Raw genomic sequence first — 17,311 nt, forward strand, 5'->3', positions numbered from 1 at the left:
CAATAGCTGCCAGCGCCCGCCAGTCAAGCGCTGGAGCCTGATTTGACCACTAACGCCGCGCCTGCGCCTCCGCCACCGCCAGCGCCGTCATGTTGACCAGCCGCCGCACCGTGGCGCTGGGCGTGAGCACGTGCGCGGGCGCGGCGGCGCCCAGCAGCATGGGGCCGATGGTGACGCCGTGGCCGACGGTGATCTTCAGCACGTTGAACAGGATGTTGGCCGCGTCCAGGCCGGGGCAGACCAGCAGGTTGGCTTCGCCGTTCAGCGTGCTGTCGGGCACGGCCTGGGCGCGCAGCGCGGCCGACAGGGCGTTGTCGCCGTGCATCTCGCCGTCGCACTCGATGTCGGGCGCCAGCGCGCGGAACAGCTCTCGCGCGCGCCGCATCTTCAGCGCCGACGGGCGCCGGGAGCTGCCGAAGTTGGAGTGCGACACGAACGCCACCTTGGGCGGAATGCCGAAGTTGCCCACCTCGACGGCGGCCATGTGGGCGATGGCGGCCAGCAGCTCGGCGCTGGGGTCGTCGTGCACGTAGGTGTCGGTGATGAACAGCGTGCGCTCGGGCAGCATGATGGCGTTCAGCGCGGCGAAGCCGGGCGCGCCGGGCTGCACGCCGATGACGTCGCGGATGTGCTCCAGGTGCTGGTCGAACCGGCCCAGGGTGCCGCACAGCATGGCATCGGCATCGCCCAGGCGCACCATCAGCGAGGCGATCAGGGTGTTGGAGCGCCGCACCGCCACCTTGGCCACCTCGGCCGAGACGCCGTCGCGCGCCATCAGGCCGTGGTAGGCCTCCCAGTACTGGCGAAAGCGCGGGTCGTCGTCGGGGTTGACGCACTGCACGTCCTGGCCCAGCCGGATGCGCAGGCCGGCTTTCTGGATGCGCTGCTCGATCACCGCCGGGCGGCCGATCAGGATGGGCTCGGCCATGCCGTCGTCCACGGCGATCTGCGCGGCGCGCAGCACGCGCTCGTCCTCGCCCTCGGCGTAGGCCACGCGCTTGCCGCCCGGCGCCACGGCCTTGGCCGCCGCGTACACCGGGCGCATCACCATGCCGGTCTGGTAGACGAAGCGCTCCAGGCTGGTGCGGTAGGCGGCCATGTCGGCGATGGGCCGCTCGGCCACGCCGGAGTCGGCCGCCGCCTGCGCCACCGCGGGGGCGATGCGCAGGATCAGGCGCGGGTCGAACGGGGTGGGGATGATGTAGTCGGGGCCGAACTGCAAGTCCTTGCCGGCGTAGGCGGCGGCCACCTCGGCGCTGGTCTCGGCCTTGGCCAGGGCGGCGATCTCGCGCACGCAGGCCAGCTTCATCTCCTCGGTGATCTTGGTGGCGCCACAGTCCAGCGCGCCGCGGAAGATGTAGGGGAAGCACAGCACGTTGTTGACCTGGTTCGGGTAGTCCGAGCGGCCGGTGGCGATGATGCAGTCGGGCCGCGCGGCCTTGGCTTCTTCGGGGCGGATCTCGGGCTCGGGGTTGGCCAGCGCCAGGATCACGGGCTTGTCGGCCATGGTCTTGACCATCTCGCCCGTCAGCACGCCGGGCGCCGAGCAGCCGAGGAACACGTCGGCGCCCTTCACCACGTCGGCCAGGGTGCGCAGGCCGGTGTCGGGCTGGGCGTAGCGCGCCTTGCTGTCGTCGAAGCCGCCGGGGCGGCCGGCGTAGATCAGGCCCTTGGAGTCGCAGGCGAACACGTTGGCGGGCTTCACGCCCAGGGCCACCATCACGTCCAGGCAGGCGATGGCGGCGGCGCCGGCGCCGGAGACGGTGAGCTTCACCTCGCCGATCTGCTTGCCCACCAGCTCCAGCCCGTTGAGCAGCGCGGCGGTCGAGATGATGGCGGTGCCGTGCTGGTCGTCGTGGAACACGGGGATGTTCATGCGCTCGCGCAGCTTCTTCTCGATGTAGAAGCACTCGGGCGCCTTGATGTCCTCCAGGTTGACGCCGCCCAGCGTGGGCTCCAGCGCGGCGATGATCTCCACCAGCTTGTCGGGGTCGCGCTCGGCCAGCTCGATGTCGAACACGTCCACGCCGGCGAACTTCTTGAACAGGCAGCCCTTGCCCTCCATCACCGGCTTGCCGGCCAGCGGGCCGATGTCGCCCAGGCCCAGCACGGCGGTGCCGTTGGTCACCACGCCGACCAGGTTGCCGCGCGAGGTGTAGTCGGCCGCCTTGGACGGGTCGGCCTGGATGTCGAGGCAGGGGTAGGCGACGCCGGGCGAGTAGGCCAGCGACAGGTCGAGCTGGTTGGACAGCGGCTTGGTGGGGGTGACCGCGATCTTGCCGCGCGAGGGCGTGCGGTGGTATTCGCGCGCGGCGTCGCGCAGCGCCGCCTCGGCGGGCGAGAGGGTCTTGGCCATGGGGGTCTCCTGGGGTGTCGGTTGTTGTGGCCGCAAGCCTACCGCAATTCCCTGACATTCCCCGCGTTTCAAGCCAAATCGGCCTTCGGCGCCCGGCTGGCGGGCGCCGCCAGCTATTGAAGGTGTAGCGGATCGGCGAACGGCCGCCGGATCAGGCGCCCGCCGGACCAGCGCAGCACGCCACGCGCCAGGCGGGCGAAGGCGTGCGTGGCCTCGGCCAGCGCGCGCGCCAGGTCGTGCGCCGGGCGCGCCACGGCCTCGTGCCAGGCCGGGGCGGCGTGGGGGGCGGTGGTTTCGCGCCAGTCGAAGGCGATCGCGCGCGCCGGCTCGCCGTGGGCGGCGATGGGCTCCAGCACCAGGGTGTCGCCGGCGCGCAGGGGCAGGCGCGTGCCGGGCGCCAGCAGCAGGTCGCCCTGCGGGCCGCCCTCGGCGGTGCCGGCGTGCGGGCCGGCGCGCGTGGCCCAGGCGGCGCCGCGCGCCAGGTGCAGCACGCCGTCGCGGCGCGGGCGCAGCGTCAGCGCGCGGGCGGGCGAAAGAGTCCACAGACCACGGGTGGCGGCTTCGGGGGCGAGCCGCGAAAGGGTGCTTTCGGGGTGCGGCATGGCAGGTTCCTTGGGTGTTGCGGGCGCATCAATGAGGGTGCTGATGTTGTCCCCGCGCACATTGACAGTCCAATGAAATCGCGCCACGCTATTCATTCCCATACCGCATCAATCGCCATGCTGCATTCACAGACCCACTTGCGCACGCGGCCCGTGCAGGCCGGCCACCTGCGCGCCTTCGAGGCGGTGGCGCGGCACCTGAACTTCCGCGCGGCGGCGGAGGAGATGGCGCTCACGCAGTCGGCCGTCAGCCGCCAGATCCAGTCGCTGGAGGACGAGGTGGGCGTGCCGCTGTTCCTGCGCCACACGCGCGCGGTGGAGCTGACCGTCGCCGGCGCGCAGCTGCTGCAAGCGGTGGCGCAGGCGCTGCCGCGCATCGATGCCGCCGTGCGCCACATCCGCCAGAGCGCCGGGCGGCGCCACGTGTCGGTGACCACTTTCGCCTCGTTCGCGTCGATGTGGCTGATCCCCCGGCTGGAGGCGTTCCAGCGCGACCACCCCGACATCGACATCCGCATCGAGGCTTCCGACGCCGCGGTGGACCTGGAGGTGGCCGACATCGACGTGGCCGTGCGCTACGCGCCGGCCGCGCGCATGCCGCCCACGGCGCGGCGGCTGTTCGGCGAATCCGTCGCGCCCATGGCCAGCCCCTGGCTGCTGAAGAGCGGGCCGCCGCTGAAGAAGCCGCAGGATTTGCTGAAGCACACCCTGATCGAGGCCAGCGACGCCTACACCCCGCACCTGGAATGGCTGAGCTGGCGCCGCTGGCTCGACGCCAACGGCCTGGCGCGCGCGCAGCCCAAGCGCTGGCTCAGCTTCAACTACGCCTACCAGATGGTGCAGGCCGCGCTCAGCGGCCAGGGCGTGGTGCTGGCGCGCCCGCCGCTGGTGGCCGAGAGCCTGGCGCGCGGCGAACTGGTGGAGCTGTTCGCGCCGCAGGACTTCCCGCAGGCGCGGCTGGTCTCGCCCATGGCCTACTGGGTGCTGGTGGCCGCGCGCAGCGCGCAGCGCCCCGAGGTGCGGGCCTTCGCCGACTGGGTGCTGGCGCAGGCCGTGGCCACGCGCGCGGCCACGGGGGAGGCCGACGACCCGGACCTGGTGAACGACCTGGATTGAGCGGCGCTGGAATCAAGGTCGAATCGGGCTCCAGTGCCCGCCCAGCAAGCGCTGGCAGCTATATAAACAGGAGCATCCGGTTTACATCAAGGCTTGCGGTTTTTCCCCCCGCTCGTACACCACGTGCGCGCGGCCGACGATCAGCGGGTCGAGCTTGCCGATCTGCGCCAGGTCCTTGCTGGCGTAGGGCAGCTTGTGCAGCACGTAGCGCATGGCGTTCAGGCGCGCGCGTTTCTTGCAGTCGCTCTTGATCACCGTCCAGGGGCTGTCGGCGGTGTCGGTCTCGAAGAACATCGCCTCCTTGGCGCGCGTGTAGTCGGCCCACTTGTCGAGGCTGGCCTTGTCGATGGGGCTGAGCTTCCACTGCTTGAGCGGGTGGCCCTCGCGCTCCTTGAAGCGGCGGCGCTGCTCGGCGCGGCTGACGCTGAACCAGAACTTGATCAGGTACACGCCGCTGGCCACCAGGTGGCGCTCGAACTCGGGCGCCTGGTGCATGAAGTCGCGGTATTCCTTGTCGGAGCAGAAGCCCATCACGCGCTCGACGCCGGCGCGGTTGTACCAGCTGCGGTCGAACAGCACGATCTCCCCGCGCGTGGGCAGGTGCTGCACGTAGCGCTGGAAGTACCACTGGCCCTGCTCGCTCGGCGTGGGCTTCTCCAGCGCCACCACGCGCGCGCCGCGCGGGTTCAGGTGCTCCATGAAGCGCTTGATGGTGCCGCCCTTGCCGGCGGCGTCGCGCCCCTCGAAGATGATGACCACGCGCGCGCCGGTCTCCTTGACCCAGTTCTGCAACTTCAGCAGCTCCACCTGCAGCGCGAACTTCTGCTTCTCGTAGACCGAGCGGCGCAGCAGGTTCTTGTAGGGGTAGCCGCCGTCGCGCCAGTCGGCGGCGAGCTCCTCGTCGGGGTCGGGCTTGCCGGGGCGCTCGGGCCCGGCCGGGTTGCGCAGGGCCTTGCGCAGCGCCTTGCGGTCGTCGGGCGAGGCGCCGTCGATGAGGGCGCGCAGGCCGCGCGCGCGCTCGGCCGGCGTGCCGGCGGATTCGTCCTCCACCAGCCGCCGCGCGGCGGCCAGCTGCTTGTCGCGCGCCGACACGGTGGCGCGCTCGGCCACGAAGCGCTCGATGGCCCGGGGCGCCAGCGAGGGCGGGACGTCGCCTTTGCTGGCGGGGCGGACGGCGCCGTTCAGGCCGCTGGCGGCGGGCTTGCGGGGCGCGGTCTTGCCGGCGCTCGTCTTGCGGGCGGGGGTGCGGGTCGTCTCGGGCATGGTGTTCCTCGTCTCCTGGGGGGCTGGGGCGGCAACGGCTCGGCCACGCTGCCGCGCAGCCGTCATGCGTCAACTATCCACCGCTGGCGGGGCGGCGAATTGATGTGCGTCAAGAAATCCGGCGGTTGGCCGCGCCACCCACCACCATCAGGGCGCGGCCACGGGCCAGACCACGCCGTTGTCGTTCAGGATGGCGTCCAGCGGCTGGTCGTGGGGCTCGGGCTCGAAGTCGTCGATGAAGCCGTTGGTGAAGCCCAGCCCCACGGTGGCGGGGCGCGGCGCCAGCGCGGCCAGCGTGCGGTCGTAGAAGCCGCCGCCGTAGCCCAGGCGGTAGCCGCCCGCGCCGTAGCCCACGCAGGGCACGAACAGCAGCGTGGGCACGATCAGCTCGGTGTCCTTGGGCTTGGGGATGCCGTAGGCGTCTTCCTCCATCGGGCAGCCGGGGTACCAGACGTGGAAGGTCAGCGTCTTGTGCGCCTTGTCGACCACCGGCAGGCCGATGCGGCGGCGCTGCGGCTCGTCCATCAGCTCGCCGTCCTCCTTCCAGCGGTGCAGGGCGGGCAGGGGGTCGAACTCGCCCTTGATCGGCCAGTAGGCGCCGATCACGGTGTCCGGCCGCCCGAGCAGCCAGACGCGCATCACCTGCTGCAAGGCGTCGGCGCGCGCCAGCCGGTCTTCCAGGTGCAGGCGCTCGTGCAGCAGGCGTTCGCGGGTCGCCTTCTTGTCGAAACTGCTCATAATCGTCCGATGCGTTTTGCGAGCATTCTGACACCCTTGTGCCTGGCCGCCGTGCTGCTGGCCGCGTCCGCGGCGGCGCAACAGGGCGCGCCGCCGCAGGCCGCGCCCGGCGACAGCACCATCCTCGACATGCGCGAGGCGCTGCGCCGCGGCGACCGCGCGCGCCTGGCGGCCCTGCTGCCGCTGGCGCGCGGCCACGCGCTGGAGCCCTGGGCCGCCTACTGGGAGCTGAAGAACCGGCTGGAAGACGCCAGCGCCCAGGAGGTGGGCGACTTCCTCGCCCGCTGGGCCGGCACCTACCAGGAAGACCGCCTGCGCAACGACTGGCTGCTGCTGGCGGGCAAGCGGCGCGACTGGCCCGCCTTCGCCGCCGAATACCCGCGCTTTCGCATGCGCGACGACCGCGAGGTGCGCTGCTACGCCGTGGCGATGGACGCCTACCAGGGCCGCGACATCCCCCGCGCCGCCGCCGAGCAGCTGCGCGCCGACTGGTTCGCCCAGCGCGAGCTGGACGACGGCTGCCTGCTGGCCGCCGGCCTGCTGCACCAGGCCGGCAAGCTGCCCTACCAGGACCTGTGGATGCGCGCCCGCCTGGCGATGGAGGCGAACCGCCCCGCGCTGGCGCGCGCCGCCGTCGAGCTGGACGCGCCCGACGCCGGCGCCGAAGTCGCGCAGATCCAGAACAGCGCCATCCGCTACCTTGCGCGCGGGCCGGTGGCCACGCGCAAGCGGCTGGAGCTGGTGACGCTGGCGCTCGTCAAGCTGGCCGCCGGCGACCCCGACCAGGCGGCCGCGCAGCTCGAAGGCCGCTGGGGCGCCCAGCTCGACGCCGAGGCGCGCGACTGGGTCTGGGGCGTGATCGGCAAGCAGGCCGCGCTCAAGTTGCAGGACGGCGCCGCCGGCTACTTCGCCAAGGTGTCGCGCGACAGGCACCTTGGCGACGACCTGCTGGCCTGGAAGGCGCGCGCCGCGCTGCGCCAGGGCCAGTGGCGCGCCGTGCGGGGCGCCATCGAGGCCATGAGCGAAGCGGCGCGCGCCGACGGCGCCTGGGTCTACTGGCTGGCGCGCGCCCAGCTGGCGCTGGCGCAGGGCGACACCGACCGCGCCGCCGCCCGCCAACTGCTGGAGGGCATCGCCGCCGGCCCCGGCGGCTTCTACGAGAAGCTGGCCGCCGAGGAGCTGGGCCAGCCCATCGCCCCGCCGCCCGCGCCCGCGCCGCTGACGCCGCCTGAGCGCGAGGCCGCGCGCCTGCACCCCGGCCTGAACCGCGCGCTGCTGGCCATCGCCCTGGGCCTGCGCAGCGAGGGCGTGCGCGAGTGGAACTACTGGACCAACCTGCACGCGCCCGGCGGCATGGACGACCGCCAGCTCTACGCCGCCGCCGACTTCGCCTGCCAGCGCCAGGTGTGGGACCGCTGCATCAACGCCAGCGAGCGCACCCGGGGCTTCGCCGACTTCGCGCAGCGCTTTCCCATGCCGCACCGCGATGCGGTGGTGCGCCAGGCGCAGGCCATCGGGCTCGATGCGGCCTACGTCTACGGCCTGATCCGGCAGGAGAGCCGCTTCGTCATGGACGCGCGCTCCGGCGCCGGCGCCTCCGGCCTGATGCAGGTCATGCCCGCCACCGCGCGCTGGACCGCGCGCCGCATCGGGCTGGAGGGCTTCACGCCGGCGCAGATCAACGACCGCGACACCAACATCCTGATCGGCACCAGCTACCTCAAGCTGGCGCTGGACGAGTTCCGCGGCTCGCTGCCGCTGGCCGCCGCCGCCTACAACGCCGGCCCCGGCCGCCCGCGCAGCTGGCGCAACGGCCCGGTGCTGGAAGGCGCCGTCTGGGCCGAGAACGTGCCCTTCGGCGAGACGCGCGACTACGTGAAGAAGGTGCTCGCCAACACCACCGACTACGCGGCGCTCCTCACCGGGCGGCCGCAGTCGCTGAAGGCGCGCCTGGGGCAGATCGGGCCGGCGCCGGCCGACGAGCCGCCGCTGGTGCGCGACCTGCCTTGAAAATTGTAGTGAAATAGGCCGCCAGCGCTTGCCAGACAAGCGCCGGCAGCTATCAAAACAGGAGAATGCAGCCATGCCCGGACGTGTCCTCATCCTCGGCGGCACCGGCTTCGTCGGCCGCCAGCTCGTCGAGCAGTTGCAGCGCCAAGGCGTGCGCATGACGGTGGCCACGCGCAGCCTGGCCGCCGCGCGCCGCGTCATCAACCAGCCGCAGGTGCAGATCGCCATCGGCGACGTCACCGACCCGGCCACGCTGGCGCCGCTGGTGGCCGGGCACGATGCCGTGGTCAACCTGATCGCCATCCTGCACGGCCGCCAGCGCGACTTCGAGCGCCTGCACGTCGAGCTGCCGCGCCGCATCGCCGCGGCCTGCGCGCAGGCCGGCGGGCGGCGGCTGGTGCACGTCAGCGCGCTCGGCGCGGCGGCCGACGGCCCGTCGATGTACCAGCGCAGCAAGGCGCGCGGCGAGGGCGTGCTGGGCCAGGCGGCGCAGGTCGGCTCGCTGGCGCTCACGGTGCTGCGGCCGAGCGTCGTCTTCGGCGCCGAGGACCGCTTCCTCAACCTGTTCGCCGGGCTGCAAAAGGTGTTCCCGGTGCTGCCGCTGGCCGGCGCCGACGCGCACTTTCAGCCCGTATGGGTGCGCGACGTGGCCGTGGCCATCGCCACCTGCCTGCGCGACGACGCCACCATCGGCCAGACCTATGAAGCCTGCGGCCCCGAGGTGTGGACGCTGCGCGAGATCGTGCAGGCCGCCGGCCAGTGGGCCGGCGTGCGCGGCGGGCGCGGGCGCCCCGTCGTGGGCCTGCCGAACGCGCTGGGCCGCCTGCAGGCGCTGGGGCTGGAGTGGCTGCCCGGCCGCCCGCTGATGAGCCGCGACAACCTCGATTCGCTGAAGCAGGACAACGTCGCCGGCGGCCAGGTGCCCGGGCTGGCCGCGCTGGGCATCGCGCCCGCGCCGCTGAGCGCCGTCGGCCCGCTGATCCTGGGCCGCAGCGGCGTGCAGGCGCGGCTGGATGCGTTCCGGCGCACGGCGGGCCGGTGAGCGCCTGCCTGGGGCGCAATGGATAATACTGATTGGGAGTATATGGTATCTGGCGCTCGATAACCGGGCGCCAGCGGCATGCGTGATGAGGGAGTATATGGGTTCGCCGGCCTGGATCGAAGGGCGGGCGCGAGGGCTCAGCCCTCCAGGCGGCGCGCCGCGGTCCGCCCGGGCGTCCAGTCCTTCAGGCGCAGCGCGCGCGATTCCACCCCGTGCCAGGACGCGTAGCCCGCCGCCAGCGCCAGCGCGATGGTCAGCGCCAGGCTGGCCGCGAAGGGCAGGCCGGGCCAGCTCGCCTGCACCATCTGGGCCATCGGAAAGCCGAACAGGTACACCCCGTAGGACGGGTCGCCCCAGCGGTGCAGCGGCGCCAGCGCGGGCGCATGGCGCGAGCCCAGGTGGATCAGCAGCGGCGGCAGCAGCAGCAGGCCGGCGGTGTGCCGCAGCCCCAGCGCGAGGAACAGCACCGCCGCCACCGGCAGCAGCGCCAGCAACCAGCGGCGCGCATGGGCGTGGAAGCTGTCCTGGTGCAGGGCGATCAGCGCGCCGTGCGCGAAGTAGGCCGAGTATTCGTACCAGTGCTGCATCTCGCCCGTCAGGTCGGCGTTGCGCTGCGTCAGGAAGAAGGCCAGGTAGGCCACGCACAGCGCGCTGGCCACGCGGCGCGAGCGCAGGCCGCCCAGCGCGCCGGCGGCGGCCAGCACGGCGTAGCACAGGCTTTCCATCGGGATGGTCCACAGCGGCCCGTTCATCACTTGCGGGTAGGGGTTGCCCAGGAAGGTGCCGGGCAGATCCACGAACGCCTCGTAGAGCAGCAGGTTGCGGACGTAGTCCAGCGTCTGCGGGTGCCGCAGGAAGTCGGCGGCCGGCAGCGCGGTGAACGGCAGCCCGAACAGCAGGATGTTGGTGGCCACGGCCACCAGCACGCCGGGCCACACGCGCAGCCAGCGCTTCCAGAGAAAGCGCGCCAGCCGCGGCTCGCGCAGCCAGCTCTGCATGACCAGGTAGCCGCTGATGGTGAAGAACGCCATCACGGCCACGCCGCCCACCATGCCGAAGTTCAGCCATGCCGGCGCCGGCGTGCGGGTGAGCGCGAAGTGGTGCGAGAAGATCACCGCGACGGCGGCGCAGATGCGCAGGGTGTCGAACTCGTTGCGGGGGCGCGAAGTCATGGGCCGATTATTGGGCCGGCGGGCGCATCGATGCTGGCCGTGATGCGCATCGATCGGCCGGCGGGCGGCGGCTGGCGCGCGCCGGGCGCGCTCGGCGCGGCGAGGGCGTGCCGGGCCAGGCGGCGCGGGTCGGTCAGCCGGCGCTCGCGGTGCCGCGCCCGAACCTGCTCATCGGCCGCCGGGGCCGCCGCCGGGGCCGCCGGTGTTGCCGCTGCCGCCCAGCGCGGTGACGGTGGACGACACCGTGAAGCTGCTGCCGGCCGTGCCGCCCGAATAACTCATGCCGCTGCCCAGGTACAGGCCGTTGTAGGTCTCGTCCTGGCCGCTGACGGTGCTGCCCTGGTAGACGGTGTAGGAGGTGCCGGTGGCGATGTTGGGCGAGCTGAGCAGCATGGCCGATGCCGCTGCCGGCACGGTGTAGGCAAAGGCGGCCTTGCCGCTGCCGTCGCCGATCACCAGCGTGCCGGCGCTCACGCTGCCCAGCGCCACGGTGTTCTGCGTGGTGGTCGATGGCGTGGGCGTGCTGTTGCTGCCGCCGATGCCGACGAAGGTGCCGCCGGTGACGGTGAAGGTGTTCTGGTCGGTGTCCAGCCCGCCCTCGGGCGCGCCCGCGCCGATGGCGACGACCACGCCGCCGGTGATGGTCATGGTGCCGTTGGAGTCGATGGCGTCGTTGCTGGTGGCCTTGGCGTAGATGCGCCCGCCGTTGATGACGATGGCGGTCTCGGCGTTCAGCGCGTCGTCGTCGGTGTTGATGGTGAGCGTGCCGCCGTTGATCGTCAGCGTGGACTTGGACTCGATGCCCTCGGGGCTGAGCACGTCTTCCACGGCGGTGCCGGTGGTGGTCACGGTGATGGTGCCGCCGTTGATGGTCACGCGCGGGTCGGGGTCGTCGGCGGTGGTGGCGGTGTCGGCGTCGTCCTCGGCCTCCCACGAGGCGGTGATGCCCTTGTCGTAGCTGGTGATGTCGATCGTGCCGCCGTTGATGGCGATGAAGCCCAGCGGCGTGTCCTCGTCTTCCTTGCCCTCCACCTTGATGCCCTTGCCGGCGCCCGTGGCGGTGGTGATTTTCAATGTGCCGCCGTCCATCACGAAGGCGTCGTTGGCGCGGATGCCGTCCTTGGCGTTGGAGGCCAGCGTGAGCGCGCCCGCGCGCAGGCGCACGTGGGCGTCGCTGGCCAGCGCGTGCTTCGCGCTCGACGTGACCGACAGGCTGCCGCTGCCGCTGAAGATCAGCGCGCCTTCGCTGAAGAAGGCGGCCTTCAGGTCCATCTCGCTGCCGTCGGCCAGGGTGCGCGTCGAATAGGTGGCGGCATCGGCCAGCGTGCTGCTGCCCGTCAGCACCACGAAGGCGCGCTTCTTCGACTGGATGTTGACGGCCGGGCCGTCGGCGCTGGTGATGCTGGCGCCGTTCAGGTCGAGCCGGAACGCCTGGTCGCTGTAGATGGTGACGCTGCCCGCGTAGCTGCCCGAGAGCGCGAACGCCAGCGGCAGGGCGCTCGTGGCGGTGGAGGTGATGGTGATGCCGTAGGCGTCTTGCGCGATGGTGGCGACCACGCCGCCGGATGCGTCGGTCACGCTGGCGCTCGTGCCGGCGGCGTTCACCGACAGCGCCGACGAACCGCTGGTGACGGCCAGGCTGCCCAGCGCGATGTTCACCGTCTGGAAGGTGGTGCTGTCGGCCGCCAGGTCGTTGCTGTTGGCGCCGGTGGAGAGCGTCCAGCTTTCGCTGTCCGATCCCGCCGAGGCCCCGGACACGGTGACGGTGGCGGCGCTGCTGGTGACGGAGCCGCCGGTATTGCTGACCACCACGTGATAGCTGCCGGCGCTGCTCACCGTCAGGCTGCTGGCGGTGGCGCCGCTGATGGCGCTGCCGTTCAGGTACCACTGGTAGCCGAGCGAGCTGCCGCTGGCGACCACGCTCAGCGTGCCGGTGGCGCCGCTGGCGAGGGTGAGCGACGCAGGCTGCGTGGTGATGGACGGCGCGGTGACCGTGGTGCCGGTGCCGGTGCCGGTGTCGCCGGCGCTGGAGTCGTCGTTGCCGCTGCCGCCGCAACCGGCAAGAGCCAGGCAGGCCGCCATGGTGGCGGTGAGGGCGTGGCGGGCGATGGAAAAAGGTGGCTGGCGCATGGGTATGGGCGGTGGTTCGCGATGACCCGGGAGAGCCTAGCCTAAAAAATGGAGGAATCGTGGAGACGGCGTAACCGGCTGCCCGCGCATGCGCACGGCGCCGGGCGCCTTGATGGGCGGGCCGTGCCGAGCTTCGCCGTCCCGCGCAGGGCACTGGCGCGCTCGTGACGCATCAATGCCGTCCGCAAAGCGCATCAATCGGCCGGTGCCCCAGCGCTAGCATGCAAGGCTGATCGCAACGGGGAAGACCATGCTCAAGCTCTACATCGGCAACAAGAACTATTCGTCCTGGTCCATGCGGCCCTGGGTGCTGATGCGGCAGGCCGGCATCGGGTTCGAGGAGGTCAGGCTGCGCTTCGACTCCTTCTCGGCCGATTCCAACTTCAAGCAGCGCCTGGGCGCCATCAGCCCGGCCGGCAAGGTGCCGGTGCTGGTGGACGATGACCTGGTGGTGTGGGACACGCTGGCCATCGCCGAGTACCTGGCGGAGAAGTTCCCCGAGCTGCACCTGTGGCCGCGCGCCGCGCCCGAGCGCGCCCGCGCGCGCAGCGTGGTGGCCGAGATGCACAGCGGCTTCGGCGCGCTGCGCAGCGCCTGCGGCATGAACATCGAGGCCCGCCTGCCCGAGGCCGGCGCCATCGTCTGGCGCGACAACGCCGGCGCGCGCGCCGACGTGGCCCGCATCGTGGAGATGTGGCAGGAGCTGCTGGCCGCCCACGGCGGGCCCATGCTGTTCGGGCGCTTTTCCATCGCCGACGCCTTCTACGCCCCGGTGGTGATGCGCCTGCGCACCTTCGCCCTGCCGGTGCCGGCCGACATCGCCGACTACATGCGGCGCGTGTGCGAACTGCCCGGCGTGGCGGCCTGGATCGCCGATGCGCTGGCGGAGCGGGACTTCCTGCCGTTCGAGGAGCCGTACCGCGCGGCGCCGGCGGCCTAGGGATGCTCTTCACCAATCCCATGCGAGCGTGCTGATGTGCTGAGGCGGTGGGAAATTTCATCGCTTGCGCGCCGCTGAGCCGAATGAATGCGCTGGCAGCCTGTTTTGAGCGCTTGCACACGCTCCTGGCAGGCACTTTGGGCCCTTCATCCCTGCTGCGGGCGCACCTGTCCCATCAGCACGTGGCGCACCATCCACAGATTGCTCAGCGCAAACAGCGTCTTGAGTTGAGCCGTGTTCTTGGCCAGCCCCCGATAGCGCACCTTCACATGGCCGAACTGGCGCTTGATCACCCGAAACGGGTGCTCCACCTTGGCCCGAACGCTGGCCTTGAGCTTCTCGATCCTGTGCGTGAGCGCGTCGATGGGGTTGTTGTCCACATCCAGCGCCCGGCGCTTGCCCGGGCCCAGCGCCACATGCCAGGTCACTTTCGCGTTCGCATCGGGGCGCTTGGCCACCCCCTGGTAGCCCGCATCCCCGAAGGCCACCTCTTCCTGGCCATGCAGCAGGCTGTTGCCCTCGAGCACGTCGCTGACGTTGCCGGCCGTGCCGCGCACGGTGTGCACCAGCCCCGACTCGGCATCCACCCCGATGTGTCCCTTCATGCCGAAGTAGTACTGGTTGCCCTTCTTGCTCTGGTGCATCTCGGGGTCTCGGGCGCCGTTCTTGTTCTTGGTCGAACTGGGTGCGGCAATGAGCGTGGCATCCACCACGGTGCCGGCCTTCAGGAGCAGGCCCCGGCCGCTGAGCAGGTCGTTGACGGTGGCCAGGATCTGATCGGCCAACTTGTGTTGCTCCAGAAGGCGACGAAAGCGCAGGATGCTCGAATCGCTGGGCAGTGCGTCGCCCCAGTTGCTCAGGAGCGCGAAATCGCGAAACACGGGCACGTCGTGCAGTGCTTCTTCCATGGCCGGGTCCGACAGGTTGAACCACTGCTGCAGGAAGTGGATGCGCAGCAGCACTTCGACGCCAAAGGGCTGCTGGCCGCGCCGGCCGGCTTCGGGGGCGTAGGGCTCGATCAGGCAAACCAACTCGGCCCACGGGATGACGCGATTCATCTGATCCAGGAACTCGCGCTTGCGTGTGCGGCGGGTGCTGGTGCCAAGGCCAAGGCTGTCTTGCTGCATGAGGCGCATGTTCGCTCACCGGGCAGATTCAACCAAGCACGCGAGTGACTGATTCGTGAAGAGCATCCCTAGGAGTCTGCGCGGCAGAACCTGCGCCGGCTGCAACGCGCGAGAAAACGGTCCATCGCGGCGCTACCGCCTGCGCCCAGGGGGCCTACCCTGGGCTTGTCGGTATCACCACGCTGTCCTCGTTTTTCGCGCGTTTCGCTTCGGCGGCTTCTGCCGCGCAGACTCCTAGGCGCGCCAGCCCGTGCGGGCGGCTCAGCCCTCCAGCAGGCTGCGCAGCATCCAGGCCGTCTTCTCGTGCACCTGCATGCGCTGGGTCAGCAGGTCGGCCGTCGGCTCGTCGCCGGCCGCCTCCACGGTGGGGAACAGGCCGCGCGCGGTGCGCGCCACCGTCTCCTGGCCTTCCACCAGCAGGGCGATCATCTGCCGCGCGTCGGGCACGCCCGGCGTGCTCTTGATGGAGGCCAGGCGGGCCAGTTCCTCGGGCGTGCCCGGCGCCGGGTAGCCCAGCGCGCGGATGCGCTCGGCCACCTCGTCCAGCGCCAGCCACAGCTCGTTGTACTGGGTCTCGAACATGGTGTGCAGGCTGTTGAACATCGGGCCGGTCACGTTCCAGTGGAAGTTGTGCGTCTTCAGGTACAGCGCGAAGGTGTCGGCCAGCAGGCGCGACAGCCCGTCGGCGATCTTGGCGCGGTGCTTGGCGTCGATGCCGATGTTGACGGGCAGGCCGTCGGCTTGCCGGGCCGTTGAGGACTTGGGGGTCTTGGCTTTGGCCATGGATGCTTCTCCAGGGGTGTTGACAACGAATGGATGGGATCTTTGCCAGTATGCGCCGCCGCCGCGCGCGCGGCTGTAGGAGGCGGCGCCGATACACTGCCGCCATGCGGATCTACATGGTGGGCGGCGCGGTGCGCGACCGGCTGCTCGGGCTGCCGGTGCAGGACCACGACTGGGTGGTGGTGGGCGCCACGCCCGAGCAGATGGCCGCGCGCGGCTTCGTGCCGGTGGGGCGCGACTTCCCGGTCTTCCTGCACCCCGAGACGCACGAGGAATACGCCCTGGCCCGCACCGAGCGCAAGAACGGGCGCGGCTACCGCGGCTTCACCGTGCACGCCAGCCCCGAGGTGACGCTGGCCGAAGACCTGGCGCGGCGCGACCTCACTATCAACTCCATAGCTGCCAGCGCTGATTGGGCGGGCGCTGCGGGCCAAAAAGATGCTGAAGACCTGATCGACCCCTTCGGCGGCCGGCGCGACCTGCAAGCCCGCGTGCTGCGCCACGTGACCGACGCCTTCCGCGAAGACCCGGTGCGCATCCTGCGCGTGGCGCGCTTCGCCGCGCGCTTCGCCGACTTCAGCGTGGCGCCCGAGACGATGGCGCTGATGCATGAAATGGTGGTTGCCGGCGAGGCCGACCACCTGGTGCCCGAGCGCGTGTGGCAGGAGCTGGCGCGCGGGCTGATGGAGCGGCACCCCGAGCGCATGTTCGACGTGCTGCGCGCCTGCGGCGCCCTGGCCGTGGTGCTGCCCGAGGTCGCCCGCCTGTGGGGCGTGCCCCAGCGCGCCGAATACCACCCCGAGGTGGACACCGGCGTGCACCTGATGATGGTGCTGCGCATGGCCGCGCGCCTGGGCGCCTCGCTGCCCGTGCGCTACGCCTGCCTCACGCACGACCTGGGCAAGGGCACCACGCCGGCCGACGTGCTGCCGCGCCACCTGGGCCACGAGCAGCGCAGCGCCCGCCTGCTGAAAGCCGTGAGCGAGCGCCTGCGCGTGCCCGCCGACTGCCACGAGCTGGCCGACGTGGTGGCGCGCGAGCACGGCAACATCCACCGCAGCGGCGAGCTGAACGCGGCCGCCACCGTGCGCCTGCTGGAGCGCTGCGACGCCTTCCGCAAGCCCGCGCGCTTCGCCGATGTGTTGCTGGCCTGCGAGTGCGATGCCCGCGGCCGGCTGGGCATGGAAGACGACGCCTACCCCCAGCGCCCGCGCCTGCTGGCCGCGCTGGCGGCGGCGCAGGCCGTGCCCACCGCCGAGGTGGCCGAGGCCGCCATGGCCGCCGGCGCGCGCGGCCCGCAGGTGGGCCAGCGCATCGCCGCCGCCCGCGCGCAGGCCGTGGCGCAGGCGCTGCCCACCGGATAATCCCCGCGCCATGGCCCGCCCCGTTTCCGCCCACCACGAACTGCGGCGCGACGAGATCCTCAACGTCGCCGCCGCCTGCTTCGCGCGCCAGAGCTACCCCGCCACCAGCATGAACGACATCGCCGCCGCCTGCGGCACGTCGAAGGCGCGGCTGTACCACTACTACGAGAGCAAGGAAGCGATCTTGTTCGACCTGCTCGACCGCTACACGCAGAAGCTGCTGGCCATCATCGGCCAGGTCGAGGCCACGGCGCACCGCCAGGCGCTGGACGAGCGCGCCACGCTGCACGAGCTGGTGCGCGCCTTCCTGCGCGAGTACGAGACCTCGGCCACGCGCCACGCCGCGCTGCTGGGCAGCACGCAGTTCCTGGGCGACGAGCAGCGCGAGGTCATCCTGGACCGCGAGCGCGACGTGGTCTCCGCCGTCACGCGCTTCCTGCGCCGCGCCTACCCCGGGCGCGTGCACGAAGGCAACCAGACCGCCATCGCGATGACGCTGTTCGGCATGATCAACTGGACCTTCACCTGGCTGCGCCCCGGCGGCCCGATGAGCTACGCCGGCTTCGCCGAGGAGGTCGTCGCCATGCTCGACCACGGCCTGCACACGCCGCGCTGACGCGGCGCCGGTCCTGCGGTGGGCGACCCACGCCGATTACTGGACGAGTGAC

Annotated in this window: 14 protein-coding genes; 6 read left to right on the forward strand and 8 right to left on the reverse strand. The window is 71.6% G+C overall.

The window, feature by feature from the left end; translation table 11 throughout:
• Positions 1–49: 49 nt before the first annotated feature.
• Together QM772_RS14595 and QM772_RS14600 are read right to left on the reverse strand one after the other, a co-directional pair.
• The gene (locus tag QM772_RS14595) at positions 50–2,356 is read right to left on the reverse strand and encodes an NADP-dependent malic enzyme (protein WP_415137690.1); all 2,307 of its coding nucleotides are present in this window, start codon (positions 2,354–2,356) and stop codon (positions 50–52) included.
• A 113-nt stretch (positions 2,357–2,469) separates the two neighbouring features.
• Positions 2,470–2,958 (reverse strand): DUF2917 domain-containing protein, encoded by a 489-nt coding sequence (locus QM772_RS14600; RefSeq protein WP_415137692.1) that lies wholly within the window; start codon positions 2,956–2,958, stop codon positions 2,470–2,472.
• Positions 2,959–3,075: 117 nt separating this feature from the next.
• Here QM772_RS14600 and QM772_RS14605 point away from each other — a divergent pair, with 117 nt between their 5' ends.
• A complete protein-coding gene (locus QM772_RS14605; protein ID WP_415137694.1) occupies positions 3,076–4,074 on the forward strand; it encodes a LysR substrate-binding domain-containing protein in 999 nt (332 codons plus the stop codon).
• A gap of 81 nt (positions 4,075–4,155) precedes the next feature.
• On the opposite strand, the gene ppk2 is transcribed toward QM772_RS14605, so the two are convergent.
• Positions 4,156–5,337: a polyphosphate kinase 2 gene (gene ppk2, locus QM772_RS14610; RefSeq protein WP_415137696.1), complete on the reverse strand. Its 1,182-nt coding sequence runs from the start codon at positions 5,335–5,337 to the stop codon at positions 4,156–4,158.
• 147 nt (positions 5,338–5,484) lie between these two features.
• A complete protein-coding gene (locus tag QM772_RS14615) occupies positions 5,485–6,075 on the reverse strand; it encodes a 5-formyltetrahydrofolate cyclo-ligase (protein WP_415137698.1) in 591 nt (196 codons plus the stop codon).
• Positions 6,076–6,084: 9 nt separating this feature from the next.
• Here QM772_RS14615 and QM772_RS14620 point away from each other — a divergent pair, with 9 nt between their 5' ends.
• Positions 6,085–8,085, forward strand: coding sequence for a transglycosylase SLT domain-containing protein (locus QM772_RS14620; protein ID WP_415137700.1), 2,001 nt, complete (start codon positions 6,085–6,087; stop codon positions 8,083–8,085).
• 73 nt (positions 8,086–8,158) lie between these two features.
• On the forward strand, positions 8,159–9,127 hold the full coding sequence (locus QM772_RS14625) for a complex I NDUFA9 subunit family protein (protein ID WP_415137702.1): 969 nt from the start codon (positions 8,159–8,161) through the stop codon (positions 9,125–9,127).
• A gap of 137 nt (positions 9,128–9,264) precedes the next feature.
• On the opposite strand, the gene QM772_RS14630 is transcribed toward QM772_RS14625, so the two are convergent.
• Positions 9,265–10,299 (reverse strand): acyltransferase family protein, encoded by a 1,035-nt coding sequence (locus tag QM772_RS14630; RefSeq protein ID WP_415137704.1) that lies wholly within the window; start codon positions 10,297–10,299, stop codon positions 9,265–9,267.
• A 168-nt stretch (positions 10,300–10,467) separates the two neighbouring features.
• Entirely contained in the window at positions 10,468–12,429 is a 1,962-nt protein-coding gene (locus tag QM772_RS14635; RefSeq protein WP_415137706.1) for a carbohydrate-binding domain-containing protein, read from the reverse strand.
• Between the two features lie 250 nt (positions 12,430–12,679).
• On the opposite strand from QM772_RS14635, the gene QM772_RS14640 reads away from it, so the two are divergent.
• Complete coding sequence (locus tag QM772_RS14640) at positions 12,680–13,369, forward strand: glutathione S-transferase family protein (protein WP_415137708.1); 690 nt, start codon at positions 12,680–12,682, stop codon at positions 13,367–13,369.
• Positions 13,370–13,515: 146 nt separating this feature from the next.
• Here QM772_RS14640 and QM772_RS14645 read toward each other — a convergent pair whose 3' ends face one another.
• On the reverse strand, positions 13,516–14,496 hold the full coding sequence (locus tag QM772_RS14645) for an IS5 family transposase (protein ID WP_415134080.1): 981 nt from the start codon (positions 14,494–14,496) through the stop codon (positions 13,516–13,518).
• A 261-nt stretch (positions 14,497–14,757) separates the two neighbouring features.
• The gene (locus QM772_RS14650) at positions 14,758–15,279 is read right to left on the reverse strand and encodes a Dps family protein (protein ID WP_415137710.1); all 522 of its coding nucleotides are present in this window, start codon (positions 15,277–15,279) and stop codon (positions 14,758–14,760) included.
• Between the two features lie 104 nt (positions 15,280–15,383).
• Here QM772_RS14650 and QM772_RS14655 point away from each other — a divergent pair, with 104 nt between their 5' ends.
• Positions 15,384–16,643: a multifunctional CCA addition/repair protein gene (locus tag QM772_RS14655; RefSeq protein ID WP_415137712.1), complete on the forward strand. Its 1,260-nt coding sequence runs from the start codon at positions 15,384–15,386 to the stop codon at positions 16,641–16,643.
• Between the two features lie 10 nt (positions 16,644–16,653).
• A complete protein-coding gene (locus QM772_RS14660) occupies positions 16,654–17,259 on the forward strand; it encodes a TetR/AcrR family transcriptional regulator (protein ID WP_415137714.1) in 606 nt (201 codons plus the stop codon).
• The last annotated feature ends 52 nt before the right edge of the window (positions 17,260–17,311 follow it).

Source organism: Ottowia sp. (assembly GCF_047601385.1).
GTDB lineage: Bacteria > Pseudomonadota > Gammaproteobacteria > Burkholderiales > Burkholderiaceae_C > Ottowia.